Annotated in this window: 10 protein-coding genes; 4 read left to right on the top strand and 6 right to left on the bottom strand. The window is 72.2% G+C overall.

What is annotated here, in order from left to right:
* Positions 1 to 105: 105 nt before the first annotated feature.
* Entirely contained in the window at positions 106 to 1,026 is a 921-nt protein-coding gene (locus ACZ63I_RS00050) for a hypothetical protein (RefSeq protein WP_469333792.1), read from the bottom strand.
* Positions 1,027 to 1,218: 192 nt separating this feature from the next.
* Between ACZ63I_RS00050 and ACZ63I_RS00045 the strand changes: the two genes are divergently transcribed.
* Positions 1,219 to 1,674, top strand: a complete 456-nt coding sequence (locus ACZ63I_RS00045; protein WP_469333790.1) for an ATP-binding protein — start codon at positions 1,219 to 1,221, stop codon at positions 1,672 to 1,674.
* Between the two features lie 85 nt (positions 1,675 to 1,759).
* Here the strand turns inward: ACZ63I_RS00045 and ACZ63I_RS00040 are convergent, their stop codons facing one another.
* Both ACZ63I_RS00040 and ACZ63I_RS00035 read right to left on the bottom strand, forming a co-directional pair.
* Complete coding sequence (locus ACZ63I_RS00040; RefSeq protein ID WP_469333788.1) at positions 1,760 to 3,250, bottom strand: aminopeptidase P family protein; 1,491 nt, start codon at positions 3,248 to 3,250, stop codon at positions 1,760 to 1,762.
* Positions 3,251 to 3,349: 99 nt separating this feature from the next.
* Positions 3,350 to 4,906 (bottom strand): PP2C family protein-serine/threonine phosphatase, encoded by a 1,557-nt coding sequence (locus ACZ63I_RS00035; protein ID WP_469333787.1) that lies wholly within the window; start codon positions 4,904 to 4,906, stop codon positions 3,350 to 3,352.
* Between the two features lie 597 nt (positions 4,907 to 5,503).
* On the opposite strand from ACZ63I_RS00035, the gene ACZ63I_RS00030 reads away from it, so the two are divergent.
* Together ACZ63I_RS00030 and ACZ63I_RS00025 are read left to right on the top strand one after the other, a co-directional pair.
* Positions 5,504 to 6,187 (top strand): bifunctional DNA primase/polymerase, encoded by a 684-nt coding sequence (locus tag ACZ63I_RS00030; protein ID WP_469333786.1) that lies wholly within the window; start codon positions 5,504 to 5,506, stop codon positions 6,185 to 6,187.
* 226 nt (positions 6,188 to 6,413) lie between these two features.
* Positions 6,414 to 6,980 carry a hypothetical protein gene (locus tag ACZ63I_RS00025; RefSeq protein WP_469333784.1) on the top strand — a complete coding sequence of 189 codons (567 nt, stop codon included), beginning with the start codon at positions 6,414 to 6,416 and terminating at the stop codon, positions 6,978 to 6,980.
* Between the two features lie 305 nt (positions 6,981 to 7,285).
* Here ACZ63I_RS00025 and ACZ63I_RS00020 read toward each other — a convergent pair whose 3' ends face one another.
* The 3 genes from ACZ63I_RS00020 to ACZ63I_RS00010 form a co-directional block, all read right to left on the bottom strand.
* Positions 7,286 to 8,251, bottom strand: a complete 966-nt coding sequence (locus tag ACZ63I_RS00020; protein WP_469333782.1) for a DUF5926 family protein — start codon at positions 8,249 to 8,251, stop codon at positions 7,286 to 7,288.
* Positions 8,252 to 8,889: 638 nt separating this feature from the next.
* Complete coding sequence (locus ACZ63I_RS00015; protein ID WP_469333781.1) at positions 8,890 to 9,537, bottom strand: ATP-binding protein; 648 nt, start codon at positions 9,535 to 9,537, stop codon at positions 8,890 to 8,892.
* A gap of 59 nt (positions 9,538 to 9,596) precedes the next feature.
* Positions 9,597 to 10,400 carry a glycerophosphodiester phosphodiesterase gene (locus ACZ63I_RS00010; protein WP_469333779.1) on the bottom strand — a complete coding sequence of 268 codons (804 nt, stop codon included), beginning with the start codon at positions 10,398 to 10,400 and terminating at the stop codon, positions 9,597 to 9,599.
* A 220-nt stretch (positions 10,401 to 10,620) separates the two neighbouring features.
* On the opposite strand from ACZ63I_RS00010, the gene ACZ63I_RS00005 reads away from it, so the two are divergent.
* Entirely contained in the window at positions 10,621 to 12,267 is a 1,647-nt protein-coding gene (locus tag ACZ63I_RS00005) for a S1C family serine protease (RefSeq protein ID WP_469333777.1), read from the top strand.
* Positions 12,268 to 12,443: the final 176 nt, after the last annotated feature.

Genomic DNA, 12,443 nt, shown 5'->3' with positions numbered 1-12,443 from the left:
GCAGAACGGGCGCCGGCGTGCGACCGCACGGCGGCATCGCGACACCGCCCCCATCCCCTGCGGGACATGGCGTCCCGGCGGGCGGAGAGTGCGGAGGGCGTCGCTTCAGGCTGCGAGGGCGAGTGCGGCCGGCGGGCCGCGCCTGATCACCGTGTGCTGGAGTGCCCGCCCGGCAGAATCGGGCGGTGGTTCGTACGAGAAGCGTGCCGCCCGCGCGGCCTCGGGCGCCGAGCCGCAGGGCAGCCCGGCCAGCAGGGCGCGGGCCAGCGCGAAGGCGGCCCGCAGGGCCCGCAACTGGGCGCTGTCCGTGAGGCTTTCCGCCACGCTCTCCCTGACCTCGCCGAAGCCCTGCGCCGAGAGCCGGGCGGAGAGCCGCGCGATCCTGAGCAGCGCGAGGTCCCCGCGGCGCAGCAGCCAGCCCGTCGCGAGAGCGGCGAGCAGGTGCGCGAGCACCATGGGGAGCGAGGGCAGCAGCCCGGCGGCGGTACCGGCGCCGGGAGCCACGGTCATCGGGCCGCCGTGCATGTCCATGCCGGCCATGCCCGCCATACCGGCCATGCCGTGCGCCGCACCCGCCGTACCGGACAGGCCCGGTACACCGGCCCCGCCCGAGCCGGAGGTGCCTGACGCGCCGATACCGGCCTCGGCCACGATCCGCTGCGCGTCGACATGGCTGAGTGAGGCGGGGCCGGCTCCGCAGAGCAGCTTCGCCGCCATCCTGATCAGCGCGTCGTTGCCACTGGCCGGCATCGCCATGTGCTGCTGGCCGAGCCCGAACAGGCTGTGCAGTCCGAGCTGTCCGGCCGTCAGGGCCGACACGATGGTCGCGGTGGAACGCGGCCGTCCGGCGAGCGGCGCCACCACGGCGAACAGCAGGAGGAAACCGGCCAGCAGGGTCCACCACGGCACGGGCGCGCAGGCGGCGATGACGTGTCCCGTCGCGGACAGCACAAGACAGACCGCGGTGAACACCGCGGCCCTTACCAGCCGGGGGCCGGTTCCTGCGTGTGCGACAGGGGCAGACATGGCGGGCTCATCATCGCACTGCGGCCCCCGGCTCCGTAGGGCAGGTCCGGAAGGTCAGCCTCCGTCCCATACACCGCTCTACGTCACATACGCGTCCGCCGAATGAGGGGTCTCACACCCCCGGCGCGCTTACGGAGGGTCCGGAAGGGCAATACGTATCGGTATGTCGAGCCGCAGCCAGGAGGCTGGAGCATGAGCATCTGGTGGTCTCTCCATTTGCGGCGCGAAGCCGCGAGTGTTCCACTCGCCCGCCGCCTTCTGCTCGACGCCATGGACACCGCGGGCGTCGACCCCGACATCTCCTTCGACCTGTCGGTCGCCCTCACTGAGGCCTGCGCCAACGCCGTGGAGCACGGCGGTGACGAAGGTGCGGTGGGCGAGGCGCCCGGGGGATACCGGGTGACCGCGTATCTGGACGGCGCCACGTGCCGTATCGAAGTGGCCGACTCGGGCCCCGGCTTCCCCGCCCGCCGCGTGGTCAGACGCCCCGCGCCCGCGCCCGTCAGCGCGGAGAGCGGCCGGGGGCTGTGTCTGATCGAGCAGCTCGCCGACCACGTGCACTTCCGCAGCCGGCCGGGGCAGGGCGCCGTCGTCAGCTTCGACAAGACCCTGAAATGGCGCGAGGACGCGCTGCTGCGGGCCGGCTAGCACCTGCCCCCGGCAGGCGCCGGCCCCCCGGCAGGCGCCGGCCCCCCGGCAGGCGCCGGCCCGTCCCGGGACAGAAGACGGTGCGTTACGCCTGCTTGAGCCGCGCCATCCACGCCTCGACCTCGTCGGAGCGCCGCGGCAGCCCCGCCGACAGATTCCGGTTGCCGTCCTCGGTGACGACGAGATCGTCCTCGATCCGCACCCCGATGCCGCGGTACTCCTCCGGCACCGTCAGATCGTCGGCCTGGAAGTAGAGCCCCGGCTCGACGGTGAGGCACATGCCGGGCTCCAGCGTCCCCTCGGCGTACACCTCCCGGCGCGCGACGGCGCAGTCGTGGACGTCCAGGCCGAGCATGTGGCCCGTGCCGTGCAGGGTCCAGCGGCGCTGGAGCCCCAGCTCCAAGACCTTCTCCACCGGACCCTCCAGCAGGCCCCACTCGACGAGCTTCTCGGCGAGCACGCGCTGCGCCGCGTCGTGGAAGTCGCGGTACTTGGCACCCGGCTTGACCGCCGCGATGCCGGCCTCCTGGGCCTTGTACACCGCGTCGTAGATCTTCCGCTGGAGGTCGTTGAACCGGCCGTCGATCGGCAGGGTGCGCGTGACGTCGGCGGTGTAGAGGGTGTGGGTCTCCACGCCCGCGTCGAGCAGCAGCAGGTCGCCGGAGCGTACGGCGCCGTCGTTGCGCACCCAGTGCAGCGTCGTGGCGTGCGGTCCCGCCGCGCAGATCGAGCCGTAGCCGATGTCGTTGCCCTCGACCCTGGCGCGCAGGAAGAACGTGCCCTCGATGTACCGCTCGCTGGTGGCTTCGGCCTTGTCGAGGATCTTCACGACGTCCTCGAAGCCGCGCACGGTCGAGTCGACGGCCTTCTGCAGTTCGCCGATCTCGAAGTCGTCCTTCACCGCGCGCGCCTCGGAGAGGTAGACGCGCAGCTCCTCGTCGCGCTCGGCGGTGACCTTGTCGCTCAGCGCGGCCTCGATGACGGCGTCGTGCCCGCGTACGTTGCGGACCGGGCCCGTCGCCTCGGTCAGCGCCGCGGGCAGCTCCCGTACGTCCTTGGCGGGGACGCCGAGCACCTGCTCGGCCTCGGCCAGGGAGTGCCGGCGGCCGACCCACAGCTCGCCCTGGCCGTCGAGCCAGAACTCGCCGTTCTCCCGGTTGGAGCGCGGCAGCAGATAGACGGTGGCCGTGTGCCCCTCGGTGGCCGGCTCCAGCACGAGGACGCCGTCCTGCGTCTGGTCGCCGGTGAGATACGCGTACTCGGTGGAGGCGCGGAAGACGTAGTCGGTGTCGTTGGACCGGGTCTTGAGCCGGCCGGCCGGGATCACCAGCCGCTCACCGGGGAAGCGCGCGGACAGCGCCGCGCGGCGGGCCGCCGTCTCGGCCGCCTGCGCGATCGGCTCCAGGCCGTGCAGCTCGGTGTCGGCCCAGCCTGACTTCATGTTTTCCGCGAGCTCGTCGGACACGCCGGGGTACAGTCCGTTCTTCCGCTGCTTGATCGGCTCTTCTTCCGCCTCCGGGAGCACTGGTTCCGTTTCCGGCAGTTCCAGGTGCTCCGGGGTGAGCTCCTCGGCCACGTCTTCTCCTCGCTACGACACCGGCCCGGCATTGGACCGTTTTCCATCGTATGTGCGAGGGCAAGACGGCCCAGGTCGCTGCGTGTGTGATGTGAGAAATCAGTCGAAGCGGGCGGCCAGCAGCACGATGTCCTCCATGTCCGCCACCGGAGCACCGGCCGGGTCTCCCGTCGGGCCACCGGCCGGCGCCAGGTCGGGCAGTACGGTCCGCAGGACGTGCCCGGCGACCGCCGCCGGATCCTCCCGCAGCGCGCGCGGCACGCTCGCCGCCGCCGCGTGCAGCCGGGCGTAGGCCCGGTCCATCGAACCGCCGGTGCGCCGCAGCAGCCCGTCGGTGTACAGCAGCACCGTTTCTCCTGGCTCGGGATACAGCTCCACGCTCGGCGCCTCCCAGCACGCCAGCATCCCCAGCGGCGCCGACAGCGACGTCTCGACGAACTCCGTACGGCGCTCCCCGACGACCAGCGGCGGCGCGTGTCCCGCCCCGGCCAGCACGATCTTGCGCCGTACGGGCTCCGCGTACGCGAACAGCGCGGTGGCCGTACGGGCCGGTTCGGTCAGCCGCAGCAGCAGCTCCAGATCGGACAGGACGGCGACCGGGTCCTCGCCCTCCATCACCGCGTACGCCCGCAGCGAGGCACGCAGCCGGCCCATCGCCGCCACGGCGCTCGGTCCCGAACCGCTCACCGAGCCGACGGCCAGCCCGAGCGCGCCCTCCGGGAGCGGCAGCGCGTCGTACCAGTCGCCGCCGCCGCGCGGCCCGGTGCGGTGGCAGACGGCGAGCTGGACACCGGAGACCCTGGGCAGCCTGCCGGGCAGCAGCTCGTCGGCGATGGTGGCGACCCGCTCGCGGGCCCGCTCCAGCTCCAGCAGCCGGGCCAGATGCTCGCCCGCGTACCGGGCGTAGAGGGAGATCAGATGGCGCTGGCGCTCCATCGGCTCGGCCGGCTCGTCGTACAGCCAGATCGCGGCGCCGAGCTTGACGGGCGCCGCGCCCGTCGGCTCGCCCGCCTCGTTGCTCCCGGGGTCGGTGGCCAGCGGTACGCCGTAACTGGCGCCGTATCCGAGCCGGGCGGCCACCTCGCGGTGGCGCGGGTCGAGGGCGCTGTCGGCGAGCAGGTCGGGGACGGCGACGGGTTCGGCGGGGGCGCCCGAGCTGTCGAGGAGCGGGCCGAGCGAGGTGACGCCGCGCGGCACCGTCTCCAGATGGCCGAGGTCCGCGTGGGCGAGGCCGAGGCCGAGGGTGGTGGCAGGGCCGAGGCCGTCGGCCGGTTCGAACACGGCCAGCCCGCGCCTGGCGCCGACCAGCGCGGCACCCGCCCGCAACAGCTCGTTGAGGGCGTCCTCCAGCGAACGGGTCCTGGCGAGCCGCTCGGTGAGTTCGTGGAGGGTGGTCAGATCGGAGACCCAGCCGGCGAGCCGGTCCTGGATCAGCACGACCGGCGGGGCCTGAAGATCGTCAAGAGGCGGGACAGTGTGAGCGGGGGCCGGAACTGCTGAATCGATTCCAGCCACTTTCGGCATGTGCGGAGCGCTCATGGCGGCCGACTTTCTGACTGGTGCGTTTCGCTCGACAACCGGGCAAAACCTCAGGTCATTTCGCGTAGCTGTCGATGCATCCACATGTACACGCACAACAGCGTTAATGTCCAGCATTGTCCTGGCGGGACGGTCGGTGTCCGTGGCGCAGCCGAGCCGAATCAAGTTGGCCGAAAAATGACCCCACTGGCTTGGTTTTGCTGTCGACTGAGGACGCTCAACAGGGGATCTGCCAGGGCCGACGTGCATACGCCGCCTCCGGTGGAGCGTCATTCCGAACGTGATGGGTACGTAAACGGTGACGGACAGGGGCAGTTGGGACCGCCCCGGAACCTGGCGGTCGGCTCGGGCGTCTTAACCGCCGTAGGCCGTGCCCCATCCCCCGGAGTGGCGAGGACAGCACAGCGGGACAGCAAGCGCCATGCGCACGCACGCCACCACTCGCCATACGGTCGCGGAAGTTCGCGGAATTTCGCGGAATACAGTCAAGCTCGGTCCGATCACGGCGTCACGGGCATAGCGTCAAGTGCACAGTGTCAAACGCACAGTGTCATGGGCGGGGCGTTACGGGCGCGGCGCGACGGGCGCGGTGCCGAACGCACGCACGTGTACGCAGGGCGAGTACGCACAGCGAGTACGCACAGCGAAGTGATGCACACACATGGTGTCAGTGTCATGTGGACCTCGGCGTTCAACGGAAAGGAACGAGCGCTCATGCGCGAGATCCTCGGAAGGCGACGCAGGCTGCGGCTCCGGCGCAATGGGATGCCTGCCCAACTCGAAGCGGCGCTCACCTGCGCCACGGCGTGGAACTGGCCCGTACTGCCGGGCGCCGGCCTGAAGGCGGCCGGTGGGCGGGGAGCGCGCGGGCGCGGCTGCGCCTGCCCCGACCCCGAGTGCGTCGTACCCGGCGCACACCCCTTCGACCCCGGGCTGCTGGCGGCGACCACCGACGGGCGCATGGTGCGCTGGTGGTGGCAGAACCGCCCGGCGGCCCCGATCGTGCTGGCCACCGGCGGCAGCGCGCCGTGCGCGGTGAGCCTGCCGGCGGTCGCCGCGGCGCGCGCCCTGGCGGAGCTGGACGCGATGGGCATGCGGCTGGGACCGGTCGTCGCGACGCCCACGCGCTGGTCGCTGCTGGTCGCCCCGTACTCCCTGGAACAGCTCGGCGAGCTGCTGTACGCGAAGGACTGGGTGCCCAGCTCGCTGCGGTTCCACGGGGAGGGCGGCTACATCGTCCTGCCGCCGTCCGAGGCCGCCGGCGGCCAGGTCCGCTGGGAGCGGGCTCCGCTGCCGGGTTCCGCCGCGCCGTGGCTGCCGGGGGTGGAGGCGGTGGTGGACGCGCTGGTCGAGGCGAGCACGAGCGCGCCGGACGGGGGCAGCAGGCTCGCGTACTGAGCGGCTACCGGCGTATTGAGCGGCTGTTGGCGTACTGAGCGGCTGAGCTGCGGAGCCGACGACGGGCGGGCCCACGGGCCCGCCTTTCGGCGCTTCGTCACCCGTACGGGTGCGAGCGGACCCCAGTTGTCAGGGAATTGGGCGCGCGGCGCCGTGGCCCGCTCCGGTCCGCCGTTATCTTTTGCCGACCGCAGCGAACTCCCGGCAGTGACAGGTGGGCCCCGCCATGAACCTCCGCATGCTCGGGCTGTCCGCCGTCGTGGTGGTCGCGGCGCTGGTGCCGCTGGTGGCGTCGGCGGGACCGGCGAGGGGCCCGGCGGGCCGGGAGACGAGGAGCCCGGCGGGCCGGGAGGCGACGAGCCCGGCGGGCCGAAAGACACCGAGTGGTACGGACGCGGCGAGTGACGCGAAGGCGCCGCGCGAGACCTCCCCGGTGCGTACGGCCGAGCGGTGCGGGCCCGAAGTGACCTCTCCCGAGGGGATCGAGGCGCAGACCTGCGTGCTGACCGAGGCGTCCGACACGTGGGCGCGTACGTACTACCGCAACACGTCGGGCGGCGAACTGCTCGCGGCGCTCAGCCTCATGGGGCCCGGCGGGCGGACCGTACAGACACACTGCGCCGTCGAGGCGCAGGACGACCCTGCGACGTGTGAGACACCCAGGGAACCGTCCGCCGGGGGATCGGCGCAGTACACGGCGGTTGCGGAGTTCGCGACGCCGGTCGACGGCACGGACGTCGGTCCGCTGCTGTTGAGGTCGGGCAGCAACTCGACGGAGCCTGGGGGGCGTTGACACCCCGGCAGCCGCCGGCGCATGAAAGGGCCCGGTCGCTGGCGACGGGGGATGCACCAGCGACCGGGCTCCTAGAACCGTAACAAGAGATCGGCGGTTAGCAAATTCGATCCGGCATATTCACGCAACGAATTACCTGCCAGTACGGCACTTGCGCAGAAAGCGTGTGACCGGTCTCACCGCGCCCGCGGGTGCGGGGCGCGCGGGTGCGGGGCGCGCGGGCGCCGGGCGCGCCTCGTCCGCCGCGACCACGTCCATGGCCGCGACCACCGTCGCCCCGCTGCCGCGCCCGTGCCGTCCCACCGTCAGCTCAGCGTCACCTGGCGGTTGGTGAGGCCGCCGCGCGCCCGGCGCTCGTCGCCGGTCAGCGGCGCGTCGACGGCGAGCGCGGCGGTCAGCCGCTCGGCGAACTCCGCCGCAGGCTTCTCGCAGTCGTCGGCGCCCATCGTGGTCGGCAGGTCCCACACCGGTACGGTCACGCCGTGCGCCCGGAAGGAGCCGACGAGCCGGGTCCCCTCGCCGAGGTCGGACGTACCGGCCGCGTGCAGCCGCGCGAGCGCGTCGAGCAGCTTCTCCTCCGGATACGGCATCACCCAGCGCAGATGGTTCTTCTCCGGCGTCTCGCACCAGTACGCGGCGTCCGAGCCGCTGAGCAGCACGGTCGGGATCGCCGCCGCGTTGGCGCGCTCCAGGGAGGCCGTCACCTCGGCGGACGCGTTCTCCGCGTCGGGGACCCAGAACTCGAAGCCGGGGTGCACGACCGGTGTGAAGTCCGCGTCCGGGTCGAGGAGATCCTGCAACCGCGGGCCGTCGGCCGAAACCCGCTCGGCCGCAACGGGGTTGCCGGGTTCGGCGACCAGCGCGCGCTGGAGGGTGTCGGCGAGATCGCGGCTCAGGTCGCCGGACGAGGTGTCGTTCTGCAGGGCGAGCAGCACGGAGCCGTCGTCGCGGCGCAGCGCGGGCCACGCCATGGGCAGTACGGTCGCGAGCGTCACGGAGGGCACGCCGTCGGGCAGCCCGTCCTTGAGGGTCAACTCGGCGGTCGCCGCCGGTACCAGCTCACGGAGCGCGACCCAGTCGCACTCGCCGGCGAGCCCCTCGAACGGGCGCTGGACCAGCTCCGTGACGGCGTGCGCGGCCGCCCGCCCGTGACAGGCCTTGTAGCGACGGCCCGAACCGCACGGACAGGGCTCACGGGCCCCGACCACCGGAACCGGCCCGTCGTTGAGCTGCGCCTTCGTGGCCTTGGTCTGGGGGCGCTTCTTGGCCATGGTGTGGCTTTCTCCCGGGAGCGGCGGCGATGCAACGGCGATGCAATGGCGATGCAATACAGTCCGCGAGCCTAGCGCCCCTCCCACCGGGCGCCGCCCCAACGCATCACCGCCACGCACGCGGCCCGGGGCCCGGGAGCCTGCTCGCTGAGACTCGGCTCGCGCGACGGGCGCCGGCACGCGGGTCGCGGTGTCGGCGGTGAGCTTGGAGGGCTTTCGCGCTTTCGCGCTGTCGCGCTTTCGGTTACGAGGACTTCCGACCGCCGTGCGGCCACAGGCGCTGCGGTGACGATGCGCTGGCTGTGCGGGAGATAGGGGGATAGCTGTCGCGCTGCCCCGATTCCCGGCCTACGACCTGCGGCCGGACGCGAGCCTGTGCCACCGCGGTGTGTGGGGTCGGGTGTCGCCGGTCGCGGCCCGCGGAACCAGCCACCGTTCGGGCCGCCGACCGCCGTGCGGTCACCCGTACATGCCGCTCTTGCGAGGCGCCCAGCGCCCTCCGACGGCCGTGCGGTCACACGCGCCGCGGTGAGCACGCTCCGACCGGTCAGCGCTTCGTGCGCCACCCGCGCTCGCCGAGAGCGCGGCCATCCCCGTGACCCGTAACCCGTAACCCGTGACCCGTGACGGGATCCCGCTCAGTCCGCGTCGTCGAAGTCGAACGCGTCCGCGAAGTCCAGCCCGTCCAGGCCGTCCAGCCCGCGCAGTCCAGGCGCGGCGACGCGGGACGCGAAGTCCTCGCGGCGTTGCGGGTCGCGGCGGTGCTCCGCGTTGACGCGGGCCCAGACCGTTACCTCGCCGGACGCGCTGTCCCGTACGCCCCAGTCCTGGGCGAGCGCCGTGATGATGTTCAGCCCTCGGCCGCCGCGCGCCGTGACCGAGGGGGTCGACGGAACGGGCCGCGTCGGGCCGCCGCCGTCCGTCACCTCGACCGTCAGCCGGCCGGCCTTGTCGACCTGCCAGGCGGCGCGGATGTCGCCGTCACCGATCTCCGTGTGTCCCAGCGGCCTGCCGTGCCGCCAGGCGTTGCTGAGCAGTTCGGACAGGATCAGTACAGCGTCGTCCACGACCGAGTCCGACATGCCGCTGCGGTGCAACTGCTCCCGCATGCGATGCCGGGCTTCGCCCACGCCCGCAGGGCCGTGGGTCACGGCCATGCTCGACGACGTCGGCACTTCCTGTGCCACCACGAATGCCACCCCCGAGACCTCCTTCGCCCCACGCCACGGTGTGGATGCCCCATTGGCCTGGACCGGAAACCGGCCAAGGGCGACCCTTTGACGCATTCGTAACGGCCGGCAGCGGAACGAACGCGCCGGTGCACTCCCTGTGGCCGTTCCGCCGCTCAGACCGCGCGGCCGAGCTGGGAAAGTACCTGTTTGGGACGGTTCGTAATGATGGCTTCGACTCCGAGGCGTACACAGAGGTCGACGTCCTCCGGTTCGTTCACCGTCCAGACATGGACACGGTGACCGGCCCGATGCAGCCGCGCGATGTACCCCGGGTGGTTGCGCACGATCCGCATGCCGGGGCCGGCGATCCGCGCCCCGGCCGGCAGCCGGCCGTCCCGCAGCCGGGGCGAGACGAACTGCATGAGGTACACGGTGGGGAGCTGGGGCGCCGCGTAGGCGATCCGGTGCAGGGAGCGCGCCGAGAAGCTCATGACCCGTACGGACGATTCGCCGGGTTCCGGCCGTCCGTCGAGCCCGAACCGGCCCAGCAGGTGAAGCAGCCGCTCCTCGACCTGGCCCGCCCAGCGGGTGGGGTGCTTGGTCTCGATGGCGAGCTGTACGGGGCGGCCGGCGTCGGCGACGAGTTCCAGCAGGCGCTCCAGCGTCAGGACGGAGGTGAGTTCCGGATCGCGCCAGTCCGGGCTTTCCTCGCTGTCCTTCCACGAGCCGAAGTCGAGGGTGGCGAGATCGGCCAGTTCCAGGGCGGACACGGCGCCGCGACCGTTGGACGTGCGGTTCACGCGGCGGTCGTGGACGCAGACGAGGTGTCCGTCAGCGGTGAGTCGTACGTCGCACTCCAGGGCGTCCGCACCGTCCTCGATGGCCTTCGTGTACGCGGCGAGGGTGTGCTCGGGGGCGTCCTCGGACGCTCCCCGGTGCGCGACGACCTGAATACTGGACTGACGAGCTTGGGTCACCGCGTCATGGTGCCACCGTGAAGGGGTAGCCGGGTGAACGGCGGGGTTCTATGGCCGGTCGACTCCGGATGCGTCCCTTTTGCCCTAAGTAAAGGATGGCGTGAATACGCACAGGTCCTGCTTACAGTGGCCTGACGTGCTGTGGGAAAAGCTGACCGCAGACACTTGCACAGCGGGACTCTTGCCGAAGACTGATGTGGAACCTTGAGGAGAAAGAGCTGTGAGCACCGAGAACGAGGGCACTGCGGCCCCGGCCGCCCCGTCCGTACCTCCCGTGCCGGATGCCGCTCCCGATGGCACACCCGCGTCCGCTCCGCGAGAGGCAGCGTACGAGCAGCCGTCGGCGTCGGCTGGGTACCCGGGGCAGCCGGCCCACCCGCCGGCCCCGTCCGGTCAGCCCACCCAGCCCGTCCAGCCACACCAGCCCACCCAGCCCGTCCAGCCGGGCTACGCGGCGCAGGACCGGCCGTCCGACCAGCCGCCGGGCGGGCCCACGCCGACGGGTGGCCACGCCTCGGAGGGCGGCCCCGGCACCCCGCCCCCGCCGCCGGCCCAGGCGGCGGGCGCAGGCTGGCCGCCGCCCCCGCCCGTCTACCCCGCCTACGGCGGCGGTGGCGGCGGTAGCAACGGTGGGAACGACGGCGGGCACAACGGCGGGAACGGCGGCGGGAACGGCGGCCCCGCCTGGGGCGCGCCCGACTCCAGCCACCACCACGCCCCGGCCCCGCGCAGGCGCGCGGGCGGCCTGATCACCGCCGTCATCATCGGCGCGCTGGTCGCGGGCGGCGTCGGCGGCGGGATCGGCTACTGGGCGGCGGAGAGCAACGACGGCGGCTCGACGGGCTCGACGACGGTCTCGGCGGGCGAGGCCCCGAAGGTCAGCGACCGGGCCTCGGGCACGGTCGCCGCCGTGGCGGCCAAGGCGCTGCCGAGCGTGGTCACCCTTGAGGCCAAGAGCGGCGACGGTTCGGGCGACACGGGCACCGGCTTCATCTATGACAAACAGGGTCACATCCTGACCAACAACCACGTGGTGGCCTCCGCCGCCAACGGCGCGGCGATCACGGCGACGTTCTCGAACGGCAAGCAGTACGACGCCGAGGTCGTCGGACGCGCCGAGGGTTACGACGTAGCCGTCATCAAGCTGAAGAACGCGCCGTCCGGGCTGACCCCGCTCGCCATCGGCAACTCGGACCAAGTCGCCGTCGGCGACTCGACGATCGCGATCGGCGCGCCCTTCGGCCTGTCCAACACCGTCACGACGGGCATCATCAGCGCCAAGAACCGCCCGGTCGCCTCCGGTGACGAGACGGGCAGCAGCAACTCGTACATGAGCGCCCTGCAGACGGACGCGTCCATCAACCCGGGCAACTCCGGTGGCCCGCTGCTGGATTCGCGCGGCGCCGTGATCGGCATGAACTCCGCGATCCAGCCGTCGGGCGGCGGTACGGGCCAGTCGCAGGCGGGCTCCATCGGCCTCGGTTTCGCCATCCCGATCAACCAGGCGTCCACCGTGGCCAAGCAGCTCATCAAGACCGGCCAGCCGGTCTACCCGGTCATCGGCGCCACGGTCTCGATGGGCGACGAGAGCCAGGCCGGCACCGAGGGCGGCGACGGCGCGCAGATCACCACCCAGGGCGAGGGCGGTACGCCGGCGGTCACCCCGGACGGCCCGGCGGCGAAGGCCGGACTCAAGGCGGGCGATGTCATCACCAAGTTCAACGACACGGCGATCGACAGCGGCCCGACCCTGATCGGCGAGATCTGGACACACAAGCCGGGCGACAAGGTGAGCATCACCTACAAGCGCGACGGCAAGCAGTCGACCGTCCAACTGACCCTGGGCGAGCGCAAGGGCGATAGCTGACGGTCAGTACCTGACGGTCAGTAGCCGACACAGCGCGAGGTGGGGGGCCGGAGCGATTCCGGCCCCCCACCTCGCGTCTGTGCGCGAGGATGAGCCAATGGCTGACGTCTGGGTGGCAACGAACAGAGAGGGACGGCTCTACGACCATCTGCCGCCCGACTCGTACGACTTGGTCC

The organism is Streptomyces sp. NPDC087906 (assembly GCF_055584925.1).
Note: the sequence above shows the minus strand (reverse complement) of the source record. Positions and strands in the feature narration are given on the sequence as shown.

Bases quoted from the DNA above. Each gene is read 5' to 3' on its own strand.
- ACZ63I_RS00030 (WP_469333786.1), top strand. From the start codon at position 5,504: ATGCGCGAGATCCTCGGAAGGCGACGCAGGCTGCGGCTCCGGCGCAAT.
- ACZ63I_RS00025 (WP_469333784.1), top strand. From the start codon at position 6,414: ATGAACCTCCGCATGCTCGGGCTGTCCGCCGTCGTGGTGGTCGCGGCG.
- ACZ63I_RS00045 (WP_469333790.1), top strand. From the start codon at position 1,219: ATGAGCATCTGGTGGTCTCTCCATTTGCGGCGCGAAGCCGCGAGTGTT.
- ACZ63I_RS00035 (WP_469333787.1), bottom strand. From the start codon at position 4,906: ATGCTGGACATTAACGCTGTTGTGCGTGTACATGTGGATGCATCGACA.
- ACZ63I_RS00020 (WP_469333782.1), bottom strand. From the start codon at position 8,251: ATGGCCAAGAAGCGCCCCCAGACCAAGGCCACGAAGGCGCAGCTCAAC.
- ACZ63I_RS00015 (WP_469333781.1), bottom strand. From the start codon at position 9,537: ATGCGTCAAAGGGTCGCCCTTGGCCGGTTTCCGGTCCAGGCCAATGGG.
- ACZ63I_RS00050 (WP_469333792.1), bottom strand. From the start codon at position 1,026: ATGTCTGCCCCTGTCGCACACGCAGGAACCGGCCCCCGGCTGGTAAGG.